Origin of the sequence: Thalassotalea sp. G20_0, assembly GCF_017744175.1 — a bacterium.
Lineage (GTDB): Bacteria > Pseudomonadota > Gammaproteobacteria > Pseudomonadales > Endozoicomonadaceae > Endozoicomonas.
This window is the reverse complement of sequence record NZ_JAGHQV010000003.1, coordinates 139,717-161,828: the sequence shown is the minus strand read 5'-3', so window position 1 is coordinate 161,828 and position 22,112 is coordinate 139,717. Positions and strand designations below refer to the sequence as shown.

Sequence of the window (22,112 nt, the reverse complement as noted above, 5' to 3'; positions counted from 1 at the left end):
CACCTTGGCTCGTATTATTGTTGTGACTTCTGGAAAAGGTGGTGTTGGAAAAACCACCACCAGTGCTTCCATTGCAACAGGATTGGCTCTTAAAGGTCATCGGACAGTTGTCATTGACTTTGACGTAGGCCTCAGAAACCTGGATCTCCTGATGGGCTGCGAGCGTCGTGTCGTGTACGACTTTGTCAATGTAATTAACGGCGAGGCCGAGCTGCATCAGGCGCTGATCAGAGACAAGCGTACAGAAAACCTGTCCATTCTGCCAGCATCCCAAACCCGGGACAAAGAAGCCCTTACCCATGCAGGGGTTGAAAAAGTCCTGAACCAGCTGGCAAAAGACTTTGAATACATCATCTGTGACTCTCCGGCAGGCATCGAACACGGTGCCCTGATGGCTCTCTACTTTGCCGATGAAGCCATTATTACCACAAACCCTGAAGTGTCGTCTGTCCGGGACTCTGATCGCATACTGGGTATTTTGCAAAGCAAGTCCCGCCGTGCAGTCGAAAACCTCGAACCCGTCAAAGAGCATTTACTGGTAACCCGCTACAATCCTGAGCGGGTGACACGGGGAGAAATGCTCAATATTCAGGATGTCGAGGAAATTCTGGCGATACCACTGATTGGTGTGATTCCTGAGTCCACCTCAGTCTTGAAAGCCTCCAACCAGGGGGTACCCGTCGTATGCAATACCGACAGTGATGCCGGTCAGGCATACAACGATGTGGTAGCGCGCTTCCTTGGTGAAGACATACCACACCGCTTTCTCGAACCCGTCAAAAAAGGGTTCTTACAGCGCATGTTTGGAGGAATAGGATGAATCTTATGCAGCTATTCCGCTCACGCAAAGAAGATAACACCGCCGCGATTGCCAAGGAAAGGCTGCAGATCATAGTAGCCCATGAACGAAGCAGCCGAAGTGGGCGTGATTTTCTGCCAGCCATGGAGCGGGATATTCTTCAGGTTATTCAAAAATACATAGAGGTCCAGCAGGAGTGTATTGACATCAAGCTGGACTCTCAGGATGGTTGTTCTATCCTCGAGGTCAATGTACAGCTGCCGAACTAGGAAGCTGATCGAGAATAGCGCCCGTCCAGGCGACCCCGTAGCGAAGATGGCAGAGAATTGAGGATAAAAAGTCGGAAATTTTTAGCGAATAGTGGTTCCATTTGCTAAAAAATTCCGACTTTCTAGACCAATTTGCTGCCACCGCAGTAGGGCAGTTTATTCTTGGACAACCTCTTGATCCCTCGTAAAATGAAGTCAAACATATTTTTTGTAAAATCACTACCTATCGCTTCAACCCGGTCAAAAACCCAAAAGCCATTTCCGACCCAGCCAACCGGCAGTAATGAGCGAACAGTTGACAATACCTTCAGTCACTATTTTTTGGGGCAGATTATGATAATGATAGTTTTGAGTGCCAAGCCTGCCGAAAAATACAGACATTACATCATCACTGACTTCTGAGGCATATCGTATGGCGAGGGTACAAGCAAGATCAGCAGCTACAGCACAGGCATTAAAGCGAGCCAGCTCCTCAAGATTGGTTGCAAAAAAAAATCCACAATAAACAAGTGTGCACGCAAACACCGTTCGGTTGAACAGGGTTTTGTGGAATTGATCCTTTAATGCACTGGTAAAACTGCCGTCTGAACTCTCTTTTGGTAGAAAAAAATTTTCCCTGCACATGGGGCAACGTGTGTTCCTTTCTCGCCATTCGATAATGCATGAACGACCGAAGGCGTGCCCACACTTCAGGGTAGATAATGCATGGTCAGGCTCTTGGGAAAAATCCTCAAAGCAAATGAGGCAAGGGTTTTCAGCAGATGTTTGAGGAATCATGCTTATTTCATTCATTTGGGTAAATTCATTCGTATTATTCTTTTTAGACAGAGCAATCAACAACAAGTTCATACAGCCACTTACTTTAGTGGGCTCAGGCAGCATTATCCAATTCTGAGACAGGTCAGTTTCAACAATGAAATAAAACCTATCTTTGTAGTAAGATCACCACTTACATTGCAAGGTAGTGCCATGAGCAAAGAACACTTTAATCAGGAGCTTATCCAGTTCCTCAACGCTTCTCCGACCCCTTATCATGCAGTAGCCACCATGGTGGCCAAACTACAGGAAGCGGGCTTTCAGCCATTGAGTGAGTCCGAATCCTGGTCTCTCAAAGAAGGCGGTAAATATTACGTAACCCGTAATGGATCGTCCCTCATTGCCTTTACCATGGGCAAACCTGGGCTGGGTGCCAGAATGGTAGGAGCGCACACCGACTCGCCCTGCCTGAAAGTAAAACCACAGCCAGAGTTAAATAAGCACAGCTATTTTCAGCTGGGTGTTGAGGTTTATGGTGGCGTCCTGTTAAACCCATGGTTTGACCGTGACCTTTCCCTCGCTGGCCGTGTCCAATACCTCAACGATCAGCAACAGCTTTGCCAGCAACTGATCAACTTTGAGCGTGCAGTCGCCATTATCCCCAGCCTGGCTATTCACCTGGACCGCGAGGTCAATAGTGGCCGTGCCGTCAATCCACAAACCGATATCCCACCGATCCTTTTTCAACTGGCCGATGGCGAAACCGTCGATTTCCGTGAACTGCTGAAACAAGAGCTGATACGTCAAGGGCACAGCGACTGCCAGCAAGTGATGGAATACGACCTCTCTTTCTATGACACCCAAAGTGCTGCCGTTATTGGCCTGAAAGGTGACTTTATCGCCAGTGCCCGCCTGGATAATCTGCTCAGCTGCTATGTTGGCCTGGAGTCTCTGCTCAATCATCAGCCATCAGACACCACAGCCCTGTTGGTATGCAATGACCATGAAGAGGTGGGCAGTCTCTCAACCACCGGAGCCCAGGGACCTTTCCTGAAGAGCGTACTGGAAAGAATGTATGGCACCGGTGAGGCACTGACCCGGGCCATGAACCGCTCCATGCTGATTTCAACGGATAATGCCCACGGCATCCACCCCAACTATGCCAGCAAGCATGACGAGCATCACGCACCGAAACTGAATCACGGGGCGGTCATCAAAGTCAACGCCAACCAGCGTTATGCCACCAATGATGAAACTTCAGCCCTTTACCGCACCCTTTGCCAGGCCAGTGGCAGCAAAGTTCAGCACTTTGTTACCCGTACCGATATGGCCTGTGGTAGTACCATTGGCCCACTGACCGCCGGCGTGCTGGGCGTACGCACACTGGATCTCGGGCTGCCAACCTTCGCCATGCACTCAATCAGAGAGCTGGCCGGGAGTGAGGATGCCTTTGAACTCAGCAAAACCCTGGCCCATTTTATGACCCTGGCCGAACTGCCATTCACTGAATAATTGATCATCAGCTGGCTCTTGAACGAGAGCCAGCAAACTTCTCCGGACATCTCGTTTTATTGGCAAAACACAACGCGAAGCCCCGTCATACGTACAATTTCAGACTCCAATTATCCGGCCGATATTGCTAACCTCGATCATGTCATCAGACCAGCCAACATTGCAGGCAACCCCATGAAACCCGAAGCCAACAACCGGCCAACACTGCGCTCAACCTCAAATTCCAGTAACGCCTTTTCACTTCATCGCAGTACGATTAATTCGGTCAAGCCGTTGCTAAAGGCTTCTGCAACACTGCCTGTGACAAAGTCATTTGATGAAACTGGCGGCTATATCAAAGGTTATAATTGACCTTTACACCACCTTGAAGCAGCTGCATATTATGGACACAGCAGATCTTCACCTGTGTCCAATCATCTCTATACTGCAAACTCCCCACACCGGCTCTCCTGCCAAATGAATCATTGATTTTTTTCAATAGCCTTGGTGGAATAGCACTTACCCAAACATTTTACCGGCCAGGTAATGGCCTGATTTACCTAAGCTGTTCAGAATATGAAAGCTCAACGGCTGTCATCCGCCATGTGACTGTATTATGCTGTATTCATCCTTACAGGATATTCAAGAGTTCAAGATCCTGAGCGATGACTTGAGTAATGGAAAGAGTCTTATCCGTTAGGTTAGCCAGGAAGGCACACTTCAACAGACAGAATGACACGGAGCTAACGCCTCTATGATATCGAAACTGCAGCCAGCCAAAAGAATAAAGCTGTTCTTTTCAGCGCTGCTTTTCACAGCACTTCTCTCAGGCAATCTCGCTCAGGCCGTCGATAAGGACATCAGCCAGCCAGTACCCACCCTGACGCCCAACCTGCAACAGGCCATTGCCAGCGTTCATGTGGTACAACTGCTTTCAAGAAGCCACTACCGAAAAATCCCCCTTGACCAGAGCAATATGGAAAAGGTGTTTGATCGCTATCTTGATCGACTGGACCCAAACCGCAGCTTCTTCCTGCAGGCAGATATCCAGGAATTTGAGCCCTATCGGAAAAAACTGGGAGACTCTCTGAAAAGCGGTGACCTCAACCCCGCCTTCGCCATCTTCAACCGCTACCGTGAGCGGGCGGAAGAACGCGCACGCTTCATGCTTAAACAGTTAGAGCTGGGCATTAACAACCTGAACCTCAGGAAAAATGAAGAGCTGGTGATTGAGCGCAAGGATGAACCCTGGCTTACCAGCAAGCAAGCCCAGCAACGGCTTTGGATCAAGCAGTTTAAAGACAGCGTATTAAGCCAGAAGCTGAACAATAAAACCGACGAAGAAATTATCAATCAGCTGCGCAGAAGAAACACCAACCTGCTGCGCAGGCTGCACCAGAGCAAAAGCGAAGATGCCTTTCAGACCTACATCAACGCCTTCGCTGGTATTTACGACCCTCATACCCAGTACTTCTCCCCCCAGACGGCGGAAAACTTTGATATCAACATGAGCCTCTCTCTTGAGGGTATCGGTGCCGTACTCTCTGCAGAGGATGAATACACCAGGGTAGTCAGTGTTGTACCCGGCGGGCCTGCAGAAAAAGCCGGGCAGCTGAAACCCGGCGATAAGATCGTCAGCGTTGGCCAGGGCAAGAAAGGCATCCTGGAAGATGTGGTGGGCATGCGTCTGGATGATGTGGTCAAATTAATTCGCGGTGCCAAACACACCCTGGTACGCCTGGAGATTATTCCCGGCAGTAGCAAGGACAGCAGCACCCGGGTTTATGAAATTGCCCGGGACCGGGTCAAACTGGAAGAGCAGGATGCAGCCAGTAAAATCATTGAAGTGCCCATGAATGGCAAGACCAGCCGTATCGGGGTGATCGAGTTACCCACCTTTTATATCGACTTCAAGGCTGCCCAGGCCGGTGACCCTGACTATAAAAGCACCACCCGTGACGTCCGCAGGCTCCTGGAAAAATTAAAGAAAGAGAAAGTGGATGGCCTGATTATCGATCTTCGCGGTAATGGGGGCGGTTCACTGCAGGAAGCCAATGAATTGACCGGTCTATTTATCGATAAAGGGCCTACCGTTGTCGTCCGTAATAACCGGGGTCGCTCTGAGCGACAGGAAGACCCGGACTCAGAGCAGCTCTACGAGGGCCCCATGGTGGTGATGATTGACCGCCTCAGCGCTTCCGCTTCAGAAATTTTTGCCGGGGCCATGCAGGATTACGGGCGGGCACTGATCGTTGGCAGCCAGAGTTACGGCAAAGGTACCGTACAAAGCATCCAGCCACTGAACCATGGGCAGCTGAAACTGACGCTGGCCAAGTTCTACCGGATTTCCGGCCAGAGCACCCAGAATCGTGGCGTTATTCCCGATATCATCTTCCCTTCCCTCTACGATGGCCGGGATATTGGTGAAGACACGCTGCCGGATGCACTGCCATGGGACAATATCTCACCGGTATCCTACAGACCTTACGCCAATTTAAGCCCTTACCTTCCGGAGCTACAGAAAAAGCATGAATTCCGCACCCGTAAAAATGCTGATTTTGTTTACCTCCATGAGATGAAGGACTATTTCGAACACTATGAAAATCAGAAAAAGGTTTCCCTGAACCAGGAAAGACGACAACTGGAACTGCAAACCATGCGCAGCCAGCGACTGGCCATTGAAAATCGCCTGCGGAAATCCAGAGGCCTGGCATTGCTGAACAATCTGGATGAGCTGGAGGAAATTAACAACCAGGAACAGGAACAGAAGAAAAAAGATAAAGAGCCTGATGCCTTCCTGAAGGAAGCGGGTGTCATCCTGACCGATATGGTGAAAGCCAGCAACAATAAGCGGCTCTTTACCCGTCGTTCCGGCTAAAAGTCAGCATTGATGAACATGCCCGCTCTTGCGGGCTTTTTAATGCTAAGTAGCTGGCCATATGAAATCGAAATTTCTGGCTACCTGGGCTGGTACTATGCGAGGCACAACGGAGGGAGCATAGCCGTAGCTATGTGACCGGAGTTGTAACGAAGCACGACTGCCCGGATGCAGGAGCTAGAGCAACGCAGGAGCAGTTGCCGGGAGTGCCGGCACAAGGAGTCAGAAATATTCGATTCCATATGGTTAGCTACTTAAGCACAATCCCCTCGCGCCAACATAGCTGTCGCCTCTCCTGAATTTAAAAACCTGAACAGAGGGCGGCCAGTGAGTGATCAATGGCCCGCTATTCAGAAGAGTTCAAAGAGCCCATCATTCAAAAGATGATGCCACCTGACTGGTTTGAAAATTATTATGCACTAAAAATTTCAACACACTACACTAGCTCCTGCATCCATGCAGTCGTGCGGCGTTATAACTCCGGTCACATAGTTAAGGCTATGCTCCCTACGTTGTGCCTTGCATAGTAACTGCCCACGTAGCCAGAAATATACGATTCCATTTGGCGAACTACTTATCTGATCAGTCTTTTGACATCAGGTTTCAGGAAAATATCAATCGGGGTGGTGAAAGCGGGCTTGACAGTGGAGTCCGCTATAGAGTCAGCGGCATGCAAAGAGGATAAAGCAATGTCAGGCGTTTTTTCCGCACATGAAGCCATCATGGAAATGTTAGTTCTGCAATCTGAACGGGATATTGCAAAGGGCCTGAAAACGGCAATCCTGGTATCAGGGTACCCGGGGTCACCACTGGGCGAAGTGGATTCGGCGCTGAGAAAAAACCATGAAAGACTTCAACGTCACCGGATTCATTATCTGCCAGGTGTTAACGAGGAACTGAGTGCTACCGCTTTGATGGGTTCCCAGATGGCGGCCCTGTACCCGGGAAATGATTATGATGGGATCCTGGGGCTGTGGTTTGGGAAGTCTCCGGGTGCCGATCGCTCCGGTGATGCCTTCAGGCACGGAAACTACGCCGGTGTCAGCGAATACGGAGGCGTTCTGGTTCTGGTGGGAGATGATGCCACCTGCTCATCATCGGCACTGCCTTCATGTTCAATTATTACCTTATATGACAATTGTATGCCGGTATTGTGTCCGGGAAATCTCCGGGAACTGATTGAATTTGGACTTTTCGGCTTCGAGCTGTCCCGTTATTCCGGTCTCTGGGTTGGGATAAAAGTGTCGTCTGTTATCGGTGGTTTAAGCGAAACCCTGGATTTTTCCATACCTTTTCCGGTTATCAGCAAACCAGAGCCCGGAAACCCTGAACAGCTATTGGTACCGAGAGTCACATCCAAATTGTTGCCTCCCGGGACCATGCGTGTGGAACGTGACATTCATACTCATCGCGAAGCGAATGCCATCGCTATGGCAGCGGTCAACGGGCTGAACCCTATCACTTGCTGTGATGAAGAAAAGGCCAGGTTGGGCATCCTGGCTGCCGGGGAAACCTACTATCACCTGATGGCCGCGTTTGCACTACTTGGCCTGAAGCAACAGGATCTCCAACAGTACAACATTCGGCTGCTAAAGTTGGGTATGGTCTATCCATTGGATCCGGACATCATTATTCGCTTTTCCAATGGCCTGGAACGACTTGTAGTGATTGAAGAGAAACGGGGGTTTATTGAGTCAGGGGTTAAGTCCATTCTTTATTCCCAGTCAAATAGCCCTGTCGTTTGTGGTAAGCAGGATGAATACGGAGCCTATCTATTTCCCCCCTGGGGAGGGCTGGATGCAGAAACTATTGCCGTTGCCCTTGAACCCTACCTGCAGTTATGGAGTACCGCCAGTACCTGGCTATCGCCTGTCGCAAGGCCGGATTATGTCGGGCAGGGGCCACAGAGGTTACCCCATTTTTGTCCCGGTTGCCCCCACAGCCGTTCTACCCGGTTGCCTGCAGATGCCCTGACTGGCCTCGGTGTTGGTTGTCATGGTATCCAGGCCTTGTATTCAAACGACATTGGAAGTATGACCCAGATGGGAGGAGAGGGTGTCCAGCTGGTTGGTATGTCTCCATTTCTGAATATCCCGCACCAGTTCCAGAATATAGGCGATGGTACGTTTTTTCACTCTGGTTCCCTGGCGATAAGACAGGCCGTTGTGGCCAATAGCAATATTACCTTCAAGCTGCTTTATAACAGCACTATCGCCATGACAGACAGTCCGTTGCCGAAAGAAAATATCTCGCCCCCTGTGCTGGTCATGATGCTCTATGCTGAGGGAGTCAGGCAAGTAGCAGTGGTCAGTGATGATATCCGGCGCTATCAGGACAAGCTGGATCAACGAACAATGGTTGGAATGGCTGACGATCTGGATACTTTCCAGACTCGGTTAAGTCGTATCAAGGGGGTTACGGTGCTTATTTATGATCGTACCTGTGCCCTGGCCAGAAGAAGAGATCAGCAAAACAATAACACGCCGCTGGACTATGTATATATCAACCAGCAGTTGTGTGAAGGCTGCGACCAGTGTGTTCTTGAGTCAGGTTGTCTTAGCCTGCTGCCGGAGGATACTGAATTTGGCCAGAAACTGAAAGTGGATCAGGCCAGCTGTAACCACGACCTGGGCTGCATAAAAGCGCTTTGCCCTGCATTGGTGACCATTAAAAATGGTCGTCGAACGACGTTTACATCTTCGCCCCTGACCCGTGATATCCAGATTGCTCTGCCCGATCCCATAGCAAAAAGCGGTACCACCAACCTGTATATTACCGGCATGGGAGGCACCGGGGTGACCACCATGGGGCAAATTCTGGCCAGCGCCGCATCGGCCGATGGTAAATTCGTCTCTCTGGTCAATAAAAAGGGGCTAAGCCAGAGGGCAGGAGTGGTTGGCTCACATTTGAAGATTTCCGAGGCTCCCGATATCAGCAGTCCAATCATTGTTCCGGGCAGTGCGGACGCTTATATTGTGCTGGATGTATGGTCTGCTTTAGAGGCTGACTCATTAAAGTTGACCTGCGTTGACAAGACCGTTGCCGTGATATCTACGGCCAGGTTTTCATCGCTTAATTTACACAACAATGTATTGATAGATAAAATGACGATTGCTGATGCTGTGGATGTCATACAGGAAAACACTGATCGAGAGCGTAATGTCTGTTTCGATTTTTGTGAACTGGCTGAGCTGGCATTTAACCAGAGAGAGTTGGCAAATGTTATTATTCTTGGGACTGCATACCAGCGGGGAATTATCCCATTAGCCAGATCATCCCTGGAATCGGCTATTGTTGAGGCCCTCGGTGATGGTATTGCTGTCCGACAGGCATTTTGGCTGGGGCGAAAGCTGTGTCTTGACCCGGATGCACTATTCAAATCGGTTGCATCTGTGAAGGGTACAGCCAGCAATATTTATGACCGCTTCTTGTTGCGTATCAGGGAGTTGGAAGATTATCAGGATACTCACTACGCCAGAAAATATCAGGATTTTGTGCACCGGGTGTTGGCTGTTGATGAATCAATGGGGCACACGGAACTCAGTACGGCGGTGATTCTGAATTTATACCAATTGATGGCCAGCAAGGACGAATATGAAGTGGCCCGTCTTTACCTTAAACCAGACTTTCAGACTGGGGTGAAGCGAATGTTTGGCCACAATGCAGAACTTTCCTACCACTTTGCCCTGCCCTTTAGCCAAAAGAAATTCCAACTGCCATCATGGGGTAAATGGTTCCTTAAATTACTAAGATATTGTCGTTTTTTGCGAGGTTCGCGGTTTGATATTTTTGCCTATAGCAACATTCGCAAACTGGAAAAAGAGGCACTGGCGCAGTATCAGTCGATTATTAACCAACATTTAGACTTTATCACCCACGACAACTATAAGGTTATGGTCGAATTCGCCCAATTACCTGAACAGATTCGGGGGTACGGCCAGGTAAAAATAAACACCATCACCGCATTCCTGAAGAGAGCGGAACGTTTTGGCTTTGTCAGTCGAGAAAGAATACCGACACGACACTGGGGATACTAGCCCGGATATTTCATAGGAAAATAATATATTTTTAATTGATTATCTGACAGTAATTAATAGGTGACTTATATTGGAGTGTCGTTGTTCAGGGAAAAGGCAAACTGGAAGATACCACTGATGCTTGTGCCAACCGTGGTGTGAATTTGCCTTCCATTTCCCTTGGTTAATAACGGGCATGGGGGATATGTTTAATGCGCGAGTTTTTCAATGGTCAGTTTTCTGCCGGTTTGGTCGCCATGGGGGGTTATCTGCCTGGTAAAAACATCAGGGAAAGGGACGCTTCCCAGTTGCCCGCCTATCTTGCGGAGCAGACTCGCCTGCACCATGATTATTTAAAACCCATCTCGGCAAATGGCTTGCTGCCGGGAACCGTAGAAACGAATTATGACGGGTGGCAAAGTCAGCCATGGTACAAGGCGTGGTTTGATCGTCTGCCGGATAAAAAGAGGAGTAATCCGTTTGAAGGGATTGAAACTCGTTGCCGCGTACCGGTAGACCCGGAATCCAGAGCTAACGCTATCCGGCCCCATCCGATGCTATCTTCTGATGCCGAGACTCTAGCCGGTGCGCTTGCTCTCTATAATGCAGGAATGGATCAGAGCATGGTTGACTTGCTGATGGTCAGTTCCCTTGTGCCGGACCGGCATGTTCCCCTGAATGCTTCACTGGTTCAACATAAACTCAAACTGCCCAACGCTGGTGCCTATAACATTGATACCTGTTGTTCCTCGTTTATTACCATGCTGGAAATGGCAGTACTCTACGTGCGTTGTGGTTTGAAGCGCAATGTGATGATTATTGGCAGTTCTATTGATTCACATATTAGCGATAAATCCAATTACTACAGTCCGAATACCGGTGATGCGGCTGTCGCCGGTATTGTATCCAGGGTGGACGATGGATACGGGTATATTAGCTCACACTCAATCAGCCAGGGAGTTCGCCATGCTGCCATTGTCTTTCAGCGTCGTAGGCCCAGGCTGTCTGCTATTACCTCGCAGGGGCCCGATTTTGAACAGGAATTTGTTACCTTCAACGACCCGTCACTCTGCAAGGAAATTGCCGAAAATAGCCGGGATGACATAGTGAATGTTGTTGATGGAGCCTTAGGCAAGGCCGACTACAGCCGTGAGGATATTGATTTTCTTGTTGCCCATCAACCTGTTCACTGGGCGGGCAATGCCTGGCGAAAGGCGCTCGGTGTTCCTGCCGGTAAATACCATGAAACATTCCGGCACTACGGGAATATCGCCGTTGCGTCGGTAGCTGTTAATCTCCTGGATGCGCTGGAAAAAGGTAAAGTGAATTGCGGTGATAATGTTGTGATGGTGTCGTCAGGTGTCGGTGAAAACCATAGCGCTTTATTGCAAAAAATCTCACCCCGTCTTTTGCAAGTCAATGGTTTGTGAGCATCGCTTTGTTGATCAACTTGATGTTGGATGAAAGCGGAGATATTTATGGCTGTTAATATCCTTGGTGTTGGTGCCTATTTACCAGAGAATACTGTCAGTAATAATGAGTTCGATTACAAATCCAGGGGGGTGACTGATGAGTGGCTGCTAAGCGCGGGAATCAAAAACAGGCGATTTGCCAGTAGTCATACTGATTATATTGAACTGGCTTACCATGCATCGCGCAGGGCCATTACACAGGCGGGCCTATCTGTTGATAATATTGGCTTACTGATTTTGGTTTCCAGCACTATTAATGGCGAATGTATTATCCCGACAGGTATCGCTGAATTAAAAGATAGGCTGAAACTCGGAAATTGCCTATATCTGCATATGCTGGAATCTTGTAATGGTGTCATCCAGGCAATGGAGTTTGGGACTTATGCAATCGAATCCGGACAGACTGACAATGTATTGATTGTCTCCAGTGAGACATTTTCCAAACTACAGGACGATACATCTGAAGCATCCATGAAAATTACTATGAGTATGGGGGATGGCGCAGGAGCGATTATTTTAGGCGTAGATAGTCAACAAAATGGCCGGATTGCAGCACATATAATCAGTGATTCCAGGTTTCAAAGTGGCCTGGTCATGCAGGTTAATGAAAACATTAAAGACAACAGGGCCAGTAATAAAATCAGTTTCAGGTTCAGAGAATTGATGTCGAAGCCTGAACCCCTTATGCCTGAAGGAGTTTTTGATAAGCTAAAGATTTTATCGACTGAAATGATATCGGATGCAATAAATAAGGCGTTGGCAAAATCAGGTTTGAGTGATAATGAGATTGATTTTTTTATTCTACATCAACCAAATAGAGCATTTCTTGAATCCTGGAAGGAAGCACTGGGTATTCAGCAGAATAAGACGGTAGATACTTTAGAAGAATATGGAAATGTATCCTCCGCTTCGGTATTGATCAACCTGACGATGGCTTATCAGCTAAATAAGATACATTCAGGTGATACCATAGTGATGGCTTCTGTGGGGGAAAATAGTGCGGGTTGCAGTATCTGGACATGGAGTAATGATAAAAAGCCTGAAAATTATTTACTTAACGAACAGCCCGTGACGTTTGCAGGGCAGTTAATTAACTCAAGAAATTATACGACTAATGAATTGCGGGAAAGATTTATATTGCCTGACTCGGAAGTTGCCCGAAAGCCCGGTGAGTTTTTCACTCAGTATGTTGCTAATATGGCGGTTTTTGAACAGGTTTCCACTGTTGATGCATTTGAATATGTCAGCGATATCAGGAACCTGGAAGAGTGGACGATGTCCATACAAAATCTGCGGATTGCCAAAGATGATATCTATGAGGGAGACGAGTCATTGGCACCTGCTGGCAGGGTCTTTTTACGTTGCCTTGTTTGCAGGGAAGAGTATCGAATCAATTGGCTGGTAGGGCATGACAATCCTGATGATCTCTGGATGGATTACCAGTGCCAGTTGTTGGATGCTCAACCGTTGCTTGGCAGGCCTGGTTCTGTCTTGTTATGGATAACTTATGGCCATGCCCGGTATTTAAATGATCCTTTGTATGCAAAAGCGTTTGGCTTAATGTATAGCGCCCATAATATTGAGATTAATAATTTAAAGAAAATTCTCGAAGATAGATATGCTAGCCCTGATATTTCATAAACTGCCCCGAATCTCGCGCACGACCACATGGATGTGGGAGGTAGGGCGACGCAGGATGCCAAAGCCGAGGACTTTGTTGCTCTAAGGGATTTTGTGAGGGAGCGCCGTACCGGGGAGTACGGTCGACTGAACAAAACTCCCTTAGAGCGGCAAAGGACAAGCGAGAACGGGAGCATGTTTATGAAATATCCAGGCTAGATAATCAAGAAGTATCCTAACGTTAGAACCTATGCGAGTCGCCCCGGCATAGCCTGGGGTTTACCTGTGTTAATTAATTCTGGAGGCTACAGGCGTTATGAGTGTTCCAGATAAACGTGGAAGCGTCGTTCTTATCACTGGCGGTACTTCAGGAATAGGAAGGGCAACAGCCCTTGCTTTTGCCAGAAACAAGTCAACGGTGCTGGTTTGTGGCAGGCATGAGGATGCCGGGGAACAAACTGTTGATGCCATTCGTCGTCTGGGCGGTAACGGAATGTTTATTCGGGCGGATGTTTCCAATCCGGATGAGGTTCGGTCGATGTTTGCAGTTATCCGTGACCAGTACGGAACCCTCGACTGTGCATTCAATAATGCTGGCAACTATTGTATTCCCAAGTCGCTGACAGATACCTCCACGGCAAGCTGGAATGCAACTATTGCTACGCATCTGACCGGAACCTGGCTTTGCATGAAACATGAATTGGTCATGATGAGCGCCTGTAGTCGGGGTGTGATTATCAATATGTCATCAGTGGCAGGCTTGGTGGGGACGTCGGGGTTGTCCGCTTATACCGCTGCCAAACATGGAGTAATTGGTTTAACAAAAGTGGCGGCACTGGAATATGCCACAAAGGGAATTCGGGTCAATGCACTGGCCCCGGGTGGGATCTTGACCAATGTTACGGCCTCGTTGTCAGATGAATGTCGTCAGGCCCTGGCCGACTTTCATCCGCTAAAGAGACTTGGAATGCCTGATGAGGTCGCGAATGCGGTGGTGTGGTTATGCTCAGATGAGGCATCGTTCATTACTGGCAACATCTTCACTATCGATGGCGGCGTTACTGCCGGTTATACACCTTTATAGCTCAGTATTAACAGTTTTTTTGCCAATTTTATTTTGTATGCTGTGGCAATGATGTTGCCATAGCGTGTCAGATACACAAGCGTAATCTTCTTCAGATAAGGCAGTTTCCAGTTGTGACAGTGCATGATGAATGACGATCGATTCCGAGAATGGGTTCGCTAATAAATCTTTCAACTCTGAACGCTGACGGAAAGTATTGATCTGATGATAAATGCTGACAATATCCCCGGGATGACAAGCTCTGGTTATAGTCATCACCGGTTCTGAAGTTGTCTTGTCCTCCTGCATATTGGTATATACCTGGTCTGCAATAACACAAAGCCGTAAATTACCAAGGAGTTTCAAATCCTGAAAGCTCAGTTCACCTTGTTTAACCGGGCATTCATAACCTTTCAGTGTACCTATTGGATCATTAACGGATGAATATAGCAGCGATTGGCCAAGTCTCAGAAAATAAAGAGCTGAAAGAGGAACGCTATAAATATCAGTAACAGAAAACTGCATAGTCTGCGCTATGGTTTTATGGCCGTTTTCATCCAAAAAGTTATAAATGGCTATCGCCATCAGGCAAATATGGTTTCTGTATGATTGGTCAAGCTTGCTATTGTTGGCAATATTATAAATTTCCTGAATAAATGCACTCGTGTATTTTTTCAAATTTTTATAATAAATTGCTTCCATTGCTAAAACATTAGGATTTTTTAATCGATTAATCTGATGTTTCGTCAACAAAGCCGATATTTTTGTTTTATCCATGCTGGATAGCAACACCATTTCACTGAATTCTTCCAGCTTGTTAACGCTATCCTTACTATACATGTCGTCTAGTTCAGAAGGCTTGATAAGACGCTTTGCCAGATCCTTGAAAAGCACATCAGCTACGCCATCTGAGCGGGGATCAATTTTCAGGTTGTCCTGCTGCAGATCGCCGGGGTCAAGTACAGATGCGGATCTTTCCCCAAACGCTGCACTTTTGGCAGGAGCCGTATTAAGTGAAGCATCTTGCTGGTTGCCAGGACCAGGGATGAAGTTAGCTAATGTCGATGACAACCCTGAAAAATTATCCATTACCGATATACAACCATGATTCAGCACCTGTATAAAGTTTGACATCCTCCCACCACTAAGCGGATGGACGCCTCACCGCTTGCGATTATAGTGGGGGATTCCTTCTGCAAGACACCCATGCCCGAGCGCAGTTTTCCCCTTACCAGTAAGTAGCTAACCATATGAAATCATATATTTCTGACTCCTTGTGCCGGCACTCTGCTTCGTTACAACTCCGGTCACATAGCTACGGCTATGCTCCCTGCGTTGTGCCTCGCATAGTACCAGCCCAAGTAGCCAGAAATATTCGATTCCATATGGCCAGCTACTTAACGGGGAAAACCTTATTCGACAATCTGTTCTACTTTTCAGATTGCTTAATAGCCGGTGACAGTCATGCCTGAAGAAGAGTTTATCATTAATGTCTTTTGCCTGATTAATGATTTACTCCAATGGAAACATCCCCCAGAACTTCAGCAAGACTGGACCGGGAAAGCTGCCCCTGCAACTGCCCATCGTCATCAACAACGGGGAGGGGAAAGTCGGTGTCCAGGGTATCGGGAATAACGGACTCCAGTATTGAGTCTGCCTGAATAGTCGGCACCGTCTCAATCAATATCGAGGTGACCTTCTTGTGACTCCCCTTCTGCACGGCCTGCTCAAGGGTCTGCTGAAGAATCACACCCTGATAGCCTTCATCATTAACGTAATAGCCAAAGTCTTCAGAGGTCTTTTTCATCTGACTCAAGGCCTCATCAATGGTTTCCGCGGTAATGCGGCAGGCCGGAGGTTTCATCACCGTTTCTACGGTCAATGCCCGGGCACGGTTAACATCCTTAACAAACGCTTCCACATAATCCGTGGCCGGATTCAACAGAATATCTTCCGGAGCCCCCTGCTGGACCAGCTCACCGTCTTTCAGAATGGCAATGCGATCGCCCAGCCTCAGGGCTTCATCCAGGTCATGGGTAATAAAAACAATGGTTTTCTGGAGCTTACTTTGCAGCCCGATCAACTGATCCTGCATCTCACTGCGAATCAGTGGATCCAGGGCGGAGAAAGCTTCGTCCATCAATAGAATTTCCGCATCGGTGCACAGCGCCCTGGCCAGACCAACCCTCTGTTGCTGCCCTCCCGACAACTGGGAGGGGTATTGCTGCTCGTAGCCAGCCAGCCCCACAGTATCCAGCCATTGTTCCGCTTTCTTCAGTCGCTCGGCTTTGCCAACACCCTGAACCGACAGACCATAGGCAACATTATCTATGACTGTCCGGTGAGGCATCAGACCAAAACGCTGAAAGACCATGGACATCTTCTGACGTCGAAAGCTTTCCAGCTCTTTGGCGGAAAACCGGGTAATATCGGTGCCATCCACCAGGATCTCCCCCTCAGTGGGATCGATCAAACGATTAAAATGGCGAATCAAGGTGGACTTACCGGATCCGGAAAGCCCCATAATCACAAAAATCTCGCCCGCCTTGACGTCCAGGTTGATATCCCTGAGCCCAAGCGTATGTCCGGTATCAGCCAGAATCTGATCTTTGGATTCCCCCTGATGAACCCGGGACATGACCTTGTCAGGCTGTTTCCCGAATAATTTGTACAGGCCACGAATCTGGATCAGAGGCTTTTTATGGTCCTTGTTATGCATGCTCAGCACCTCCCAGATGTTTCTGGGTTCTGCGGGCATAAGCCTGAGAAACCCGGTCAAAGATGATCGCCAGCGCAACAATGGCAAGACCATTGAGCAGCCCCAGGGTGAAATACTGATTAGTAATGGATTTCAGTACCGGCTGCCCCAGGCCTTTGACGCCAATCATGGAAGCAATCACCACCATGGCCAGCGCCATCATTATGGTCTGGTTAATACCGGCCATAATGGTGGGCATTGCCAGTGGCAGCTGTACCCCCCACAACCGTTGCCACGGGCTGGCACCGTAGGCGGTAGCGGCTTCCAATACCTCTTTATCCACCAGACGAATCCCCAGGTTGGTCAGTCGAATAACCGGCGGAATGGCATAAATAACCACCGCGATCACACCGGGAATCTTGCCAATCCCCAGCAACATCACCACCGGAATCAGATAAACAAATGCCGGCATGGTCTGCATGATATCCAGCATCGGCGTTACCAGCTTCTGCACCCGGTCGGAACGGGCCATAGCGATACCGATTGGAATGCCCAGCACCAGGGAGAGCAAGGTGCATACCGTGATAACACTCAAGGTTCTCATGGTATTTTCCCACATACCAAAATAACCAATGGTCAGCAGGGAACAGACAACACCGAGGCACAGCTTCCAGGAACGGCTGGCGGCGTAGGCCAAACCGGTGATAACCGCCAGTATCAGTAACCAGGGAGAGCTGATCAGCAGGTTTTCAAACCAGACAAGAAAAGAGAGTAACGGGTCAAAAAACGACTCAATCAAATCGCCATGCTCACGGGAAAACTCCCGGTAGGCACCATCCAGAGTCTTTCGCAAAGCGATCAGGTCACTGCGATCCATATCCGGAAACTCAGTAACCCAGGATTCCTTAGCCATACACTTCAGCCTTTATTATGGGTGATTGGCACAGTATTCAGAGTATGGAGTTTACGCCTTTCGACTCCGCTCAAGACGAACGGAGTTTGGAGGTCAATAAATAAACCCATCAATTGCACTAGTGATGACTTTAGAGAGCCGCAAGCTCTTGCTTTACTTTTGCCACCACATCAGCAGGCAACCACTGGGACCAGACGGACTCATAGTTGGTCAGGAAATGCTCCATGGCGATTTCACCATCCGCCTGATTTTCTTCCATCCAGGCCAACAGCTCATTCATCTGCTGATTGGTAAACGAGCGCCCTGCCAGGTACTCATAAGCTGCCGGTGCTTTAACCGCGAAACGTTCGGTGGTAATGGTATTGACCGGTGATGGCGGATACATAGTGACTTTCGGAGACTCACAATCTTCTTTAGTGGTACAGTTGATGAATTCATCCACATCAACACCGGAACCGAAATCCACCTTGACCATTTCATACTTGCCCAGTACCGCCGAAGGTGCCCAGTAATAGCCAAACCAGGCCTCTTCCCGCTCATAGGCTTTGGCAATAGCCCCGGACATACCGGCACCGGAACCCGGGTCAACCAGGTCAAACCCATGCTCTTCCAGCTCCAGCGCCCTGAACAAATTGCCAGAATTAATCTGGCAGTTCCAGCCCGCCGGGCAACCGTAAAAAGCGGACAGGCTTGAATCTTCCGGATGCTTGAAGATGGCTGCCTTCCCTTTAATACCCTTGATGGTTTTCAGCTCAGGGTCTTTTTCCACCATGTATTTCGGTACCCAGAACCCTTCCTCACCGCCTTCTGACAGCGAATTGCCAGCATAGCGAAGGCGTTTTTCCTCGACACCTTTATCGAAAGCCTGCCTCATGGAGTTACTCCACATTTCCGGCGCGATATCCGGCTCTCCTTTTTCAACCATGGAGGTACCTGTCGCCATGGTGTCGCCGGGCACCAGCTCCACATTACAGCCAAAGACATTCTCAAGGATAAATTGATCAACGTGTGCTATCAGCGTTGCCGAGTTCCAGTTCATATCGGCGAGAGTGACATCACCGCATTCATCAGCTGACACAGAGGCGGCAAAAGGGAGGGAAGCAGCCAGTAAGGCAGCGGCAGACAATTTTCTTTTTAGCATGTGCAATCCTGTTTTTATTCATCCGTTTCTGATACCGGGCAGCGCCTTCCTGGCTATATGGTGTAAAGGGATTAAGAATTTCTGCTCCTGCGGTTTTCCGTACACAGATTAACAGCAGAAATTTTTAAGCCCATTTTCCAGCGCCGAGCACTTAACTGTACTTTCCCGTATATCAGCTGGGGCAATAACTTACACTTCTAATGATTAGATTTCAAATTACTTTTACCAACACCCCAGGGAAAAAGGCCAAAAATCAAACAGCTAAGGTTCTGTCCCGGCGATATCCAGAAGCGGCGCGGCATCAATGGACTCGGCATCCATCATGGCTGCAACCCGCTGCAAAGACGACAGAACCTGGGTTTTCTCCCAGGGCTCCAGTGCCTCAAAACGCTCAATAAACTGTTCATGCAGTAGCGCCGGTGCTGTTGCCAATACAGAGCGTCCGAGCTCAGTCAACCGTGCGTTAACAATTCGTTTATCACTGACACTTCGGACTCTCTCAAGATACTGCCGCTCTTCCAGACGATTCAAAATAGTGGTTACTGTCGCCTGACTCAGGGAAACATCCTGGGAAATCCGCTTGACCGTCACATCACCAAGATCACTGATTGCCTTCAAAACCATGATCTGGGGGGTGGTCAGGCCACAGGCTTTGATCATACGTTTCGAGTGCAGATCCGTTGCACGTATTATGCGCCTTAGAGAAATAAGTACGTCAGTCCAGTAACACGGTTCAGTCATACAATTCACTCATCGAAGAGGTTTAGAAAACAGGCGTGTTTATTTGCCACAAAATAAATCGCAAAACAAACACAATTTGATCTCAAATAGTTTGAACTGTAATATATTTCACCTAGACTCCTATTTAAAGTTGTATACAGGATCCTCTTCATGTTCACCCCCTCAGAGCATTGACGGACTTCTTGCACATAGCTCCAAACCCAAACGATCAAATTGATTTTGACTATTCAGCAAGAGCCAGCAACATGTCCCAACCGGAAATCTCTATGCCTTCCAGGCAAACTATCAACCCACCCGTATTTTTTGGCTCAGCCATTTTAATACTTTTACTGGTGGGCTATACGGTTTTTTTCCCTGAAGATGCCAATAGCCGCTTTACGCATCTCCAGTCCAGCATCATGACCAACGCCAGCTGGTTTTATGTTATGGCGGTGGCCCTGATCCTTCTGTGCGTCGCCTTTCTGGGGCTATCCCGATATGGTGATATAAAACTGGGCCCTGATCATGCCGAACCCTCATTCAGCTTTGGCTCCTGGTTCGCCATGCTCTTTTCTGCGGGCATGGGCATCGGCCTGATGTTTTTCGGTGTCGCCGAGCCGGTAATGCACTTTCTTTCTCCACCACTGGGTGAGCCAGGTACGGTGGAAGCCGCCAGAGAAGCCATGAAGCTCACCTTCTTTCACTGGGGCCTTCATGCCTGGGCGATTTATGCTATCGTGGCGCTGATTCTTGCCTTTTTCGGTTACCGGCATAACTTGCCGCTCACTCTCCGCTCCGCCCTTTACCCCATCATCGGTGACCGTATTTATGGCATTCCCGGTCATACCATTGATGTGTTTGCCATACTGGGCACCATTTTTGGTGTTGCAACTGCGCTGGGTTATGGGGTTTTGCAGGTTAACTCGGGGCTGAACTACCTTTTCGGTATCGACATCAGCACACAGACACAGGTTATTCTGATTGTGGTCATCACAGCACTGGCCACTGTTTCTGTGGCGACAGGCCTTGATAAAGGCATCCGACGCCTCTCAGAAGCCAACCTGCTACTGGCACTGATGTTATTAGTGATGGTGGTACTGCTCGGACCCACCGTCCTGTTGTTGCAGATGTTCGTGCAAAATACCGGTGGTTATCTGTCTGACATCGTCGGTAAAACCTTCAATCTCTACGCCTATGAGCCCACCGATTGGCTTGGCGGCTGGACGCTGTTCTATTGGGCCTGGTGGCTCTCCTGGTCACCGTTTGTCGGTATGTTTATTGCCCGTATTTCCAGGGGCAGAACCATCCGCGAGTTTGTTACCGGCGTTCTGTTCGTACCAACAGGCCTGACCCTGATCTGGATGACTGCTTTTGGCAATACCGCCATCGATATGATCATGAACCGGGGAATGGCCGGTTTGGGTCAGGCCGTAGAAACCGATGTACCCATCGCGCTGTTCAGGTTCCTGGAATATTTCCCGTTCTCAAATGTACTCTCGATGGTGGCCATTGCCATGGTCGTGATCTTTTTTGTCACCTCCTCCGACTCCAGTGCCATGGTTGTCGATATGCTCGCCTCCGGGGGCAACAGTAAAACGCCGCTCTGGCAGCGGGTGTTCTGGTCCAGCCTGATTGGTATTGTAGCCATGGTGCTGTTATTGGCCGGTGGCCTGCAGGCCCTGCAAACGGTGACCATCGCCTCAGCACTGCCTTTTTCCATTGTGCTGTTGGTGTCGGCTTATGGCTTGCTGAAAGCGCTGGCTGTTGATGCTGCCAAGAGAGCCAGCCTGGAAAGAACCACACTCACCCCCAAAGTGGGTCATAAACCGATCCCCTGGCAGAACCGGCTGGCGACGATGGTCAGCTTTCCCCGACGGGCCCATGTCAATCGCTTTATTCAGGATGTTGCGCTTCCGGCTATGGAGTCCGTCGCATCAGAACTGGGCAAACAGGGGGTAGAAAGCACGATTCAACTGGATACCGAAAAACAGATACCCAGCCTGGTGGTACTCCACGGCGATGAAGTGGACTTCTTTTACAAAGTGACGCCCCGCTCTTACCTTCAGCCCAGTTTTATACTGGACGAAGAAGATGAAGAACAACGCAAATACTTCCGTGCCGAAGTTTTCCTGAGAGAAGGCGGCCAGGGTTACGACATCATGGGCTGGACCAGTGATCAGGTGATTGGTGATATTATCGATCAGTATGAAAAGCACATGCATTTCCTGCACATGGTTCGATAGACTGACCACACCTCGTTTCCCCGCTCTGTGTGG

At 48.8% G+C, this 22,112-nt stretch carries 17 protein-coding genes; 10 read left to right on the top strand and 7 right to left on the bottom strand.

What is annotated here, in order from left to right; translation table 11 throughout:
* The first annotated feature begins 4 nt into the window (after positions 1-4).
* On the top strand, positions 5-820 hold the full coding sequence (gene minD / locus J7438_RS02740; protein ID WP_209202445.1) for a septum site-determining protein MinD: 816 nt from the start codon (positions 5-7) through the stop codon (positions 818-820).
* Entirely contained in the window at positions 817-1,068 is a 252-nt protein-coding gene (gene minE / locus J7438_RS02735) for a cell division topological specificity factor MinE (RefSeq protein WP_209275357.1), read from the top strand. The genes minD and minE overlap by 4 nt, the downstream gene beginning before the upstream one ends.
* Before the next feature lie 240 nt (positions 1,069-1,308).
* Here the strand turns inward: minE and J7438_RS02730 are convergent, their stop codons facing one another.
* Positions 1,309-1,950, bottom strand: coding sequence for an RING finger domain-containing protein (locus J7438_RS02730; RefSeq protein ID WP_209275356.1), 642 nt, complete (start codon positions 1,948-1,950; stop codon positions 1,309-1,311).
* Positions 1,951-2,037: 87 nt separating this feature from the next.
* On the opposite strand from J7438_RS02730, the gene J7438_RS02725 reads away from it, so the two are divergent.
* The 3 genes from J7438_RS02725 (at position 2,038) to J7438_RS02715 (ending at position 6,193) form a co-directional block, all read left to right on the top strand.
* Positions 2,038-3,336, top strand: a complete 1,299-nt coding sequence (locus J7438_RS02725; RefSeq protein ID WP_209275355.1) for a M18 family aminopeptidase — start codon at positions 2,038-2,040, stop codon at positions 3,334-3,336.
* The gene (locus J7438_RS02720; protein WP_209275354.1) at positions 3,337-3,687 is read left to right on the top strand and encodes a hypothetical protein; all 351 of its coding nucleotides are present in this window, start codon (positions 3,337-3,339) and stop codon (positions 3,685-3,687) included. It abuts the gene before it with no gap.
* A gap of 382 nt (positions 3,688-4,069) precedes the next feature.
* Positions 4,070-6,193, top strand: a complete 2,124-nt coding sequence (locus J7438_RS02715; protein WP_209275353.1) for a carboxy terminal-processing peptidase — start codon at positions 4,070-4,072, stop codon at positions 6,191-6,193.
* A gap of 574 nt (positions 6,194-6,767) precedes the next feature.
* Here the strand turns inward: J7438_RS02715 and J7438_RS02710 are convergent.
* Positions 6,768-6,917 carry a hypothetical protein gene (locus tag J7438_RS02710; RefSeq protein ID WP_209275352.1) on the bottom strand — a complete coding sequence of 50 codons (150 nt, stop codon included), beginning with the start codon at positions 6,915-6,917 and terminating at the stop codon, positions 6,768-6,770.
* On the opposite strand from J7438_RS02710, the gene J7438_RS02705 reads away from it, so the two are divergent.
* The 4 genes from J7438_RS02705 (at position 6,916) to J7438_RS02690 (ending at position 14,385) form a co-directional block, all read left to right on the top strand.
* Positions 6,916-10,230, top strand: coding sequence for an indolepyruvate ferredoxin oxidoreductase family protein (locus tag J7438_RS02705; protein WP_209275351.1), 3,315 nt, complete (start codon positions 6,916-6,918; stop codon positions 10,228-10,230). The two genes, J7438_RS02710 and J7438_RS02705, sit on opposite strands and share 2 nt — an antisense overlap.
* 191 nt (positions 10,231-10,421) lie before the next feature.
* Complete coding sequence (locus J7438_RS02700) at positions 10,422-11,639, top strand: 3-oxoacyl-ACP synthase III family protein (RefSeq protein ID WP_209275350.1); 1,218 nt, start codon at positions 10,422-10,424, stop codon at positions 11,637-11,639.
* Positions 11,640-11,687: 48 nt separating this feature from the next.
* Complete coding sequence (locus J7438_RS02695) at positions 11,688-13,322, top strand: 3-oxoacyl-ACP synthase III family protein (RefSeq protein WP_209275349.1); 1,635 nt, start codon at positions 11,688-11,690, stop codon at positions 13,320-13,322.
* Between the two features lie 295 nt (positions 13,323-13,617).
* The gene (locus J7438_RS02690) at positions 13,618-14,385 is read left to right on the top strand and encodes an SDR family NAD(P)-dependent oxidoreductase (protein WP_209275348.1); all 768 of its coding nucleotides are present in this window, start codon (positions 13,618-13,620) and stop codon (positions 14,383-14,385) included.
* On the opposite strand, the gene J7438_RS02685 is transcribed toward J7438_RS02690, so the two are convergent.
* The 5 genes from J7438_RS02685 to J7438_RS02665 form a co-directional block, all read right to left on the bottom strand.
* Positions 14,380-15,453 (bottom strand): hypothetical protein, encoded by a 1,074-nt coding sequence (locus tag J7438_RS02685; RefSeq protein WP_209275347.1) that lies wholly within the window; start codon positions 15,451-15,453, stop codon positions 14,380-14,382. The genes J7438_RS02690 and J7438_RS02685 overlap by 6 nt on opposite strands.
* A gap of 415 nt (positions 15,454-15,868) precedes the next feature.
* A complete protein-coding gene (locus J7438_RS02680; protein WP_209275346.1) occupies positions 15,869-17,083 on the bottom strand; it encodes a quaternary amine ABC transporter ATP-binding protein in 1,215 nt (404 codons plus the stop codon).
* Positions 17,076-17,975: an ABC transporter permease gene (locus tag J7438_RS02675; RefSeq protein WP_209202468.1), complete on the bottom strand. Its 900-nt coding sequence runs from the start codon at positions 17,973-17,975 to the stop codon at positions 17,076-17,078. Before J7438_RS02675 ends, J7438_RS02680 begins: the two co-directional genes overlap by 8 nt.
* A gap of 130 nt (positions 17,976-18,105) precedes the next feature.
* Positions 18,106-19,116 carry an ABC transporter substrate-binding protein gene (locus tag J7438_RS02670; protein WP_209202470.1) on the bottom strand — a complete coding sequence of 337 codons (1,011 nt, stop codon included), beginning with the start codon at positions 19,114-19,116 and terminating at the stop codon, positions 18,106-18,108.
* A 261-nt stretch (positions 19,117-19,377) separates the two neighbouring features.
* Positions 19,378-19,857, bottom strand: coding sequence for a MarR family winged helix-turn-helix transcriptional regulator (locus tag J7438_RS02665; protein ID WP_209202472.1), 480 nt, complete (start codon positions 19,855-19,857; stop codon positions 19,378-19,380).
* Positions 19,858-20,102: 245 nt separating this feature from the next.
* Here J7438_RS02665 and J7438_RS02660 point away from each other — a divergent pair, with 245 nt between their 5' ends.
* A complete protein-coding gene (locus J7438_RS02660) occupies positions 20,103-22,079 on the top strand; it encodes a BCCT family transporter (protein WP_209275345.1) in 1,977 nt (658 codons plus the stop codon).
* Positions 22,080-22,112: the final 33 nt, after the last annotated feature.

Coding starts and splice junctions, on each gene's coding strand:
- minE (WP_209275357.1), top strand. CDS start 817: ATGAATCTTATGCAGCTATTCCGCTCACGCAAAGAAGATAACACCGCC.
- J7438_RS02730 (WP_209275356.1), bottom strand. CDS start 1,950: ATGCTGCCTGAGCCCACTAAAGTAAGTGGCTGTATGAACTTGTTGTTG.
- J7438_RS02725 (WP_209275355.1), top strand. CDS start 2,038: ATGAGCAAAGAACACTTTAATCAGGAGCTTATCCAGTTCCTCAACGCT.
- J7438_RS02715 (WP_209275353.1), top strand. CDS start 4,070: ATGATATCGAAACTGCAGCCAGCCAAAAGAATAAAGCTGTTCTTTTCA.
- J7438_RS02705 (WP_209275351.1), top strand. CDS start 6,916: ATGGAAATGTTAGTTCTGCAATCTGAACGGGATATTGCAAAGGGCCTG.
- J7438_RS02710 (WP_209275352.1), bottom strand. CDS start 6,917: ATGATGGCTTCATGTGCGGAAAAAACGCCTGACATTGCTTTATCCTCT.
- J7438_RS02700 (WP_209275350.1), top strand. CDS start 10,422: ATGCGCGAGTTTTTCAATGGTCAGTTTTCTGCCGGTTTGGTCGCCATG.
- J7438_RS02695 (WP_209275349.1), top strand. CDS start 11,688: ATGGCTGTTAATATCCTTGGTGTTGGTGCCTATTTACCAGAGAATACT.
- J7438_RS02690 (WP_209275348.1), top strand. CDS start 13,618: ATGAGTGTTCCAGATAAACGTGGAAGCGTCGTTCTTATCACTGGCGGT.
- J7438_RS02685 (WP_209275347.1), bottom strand. CDS start 15,453: ATGGATAATTTTTCAGGGTTGTCATCGACATTAGCTAACTTCATCCCT.
- J7438_RS02680 (WP_209275346.1), bottom strand. CDS start 17,083: ATGCATAACAAGGACCATAAAAAGCCTCTGATCCAGATTCGTGGCCTG.
- J7438_RS02675 (WP_209202468.1), bottom strand. CDS start 17,975: ATGGCTAAGGAATCCTGGGTTACTGAGTTTCCGGATATGGATCGCAGT.
- J7438_RS02670 (WP_209202470.1), bottom strand. CDS start 19,116: ATGCTAAAAAGAAAATTGTCTGCCGCTGCCTTACTGGCTGCTTCCCTC.
- J7438_RS02665 (WP_209202472.1), bottom strand. CDS start 19,857: ATGACTGAACCGTGTTACTGGACTGACGTACTTATTTCTCTAAGGCGC.
- J7438_RS02660 (WP_209275345.1), top strand. CDS start 20,103: ATGTCCCAACCGGAAATCTCTATGCCTTCCAGGCAAACTATCAACCCA.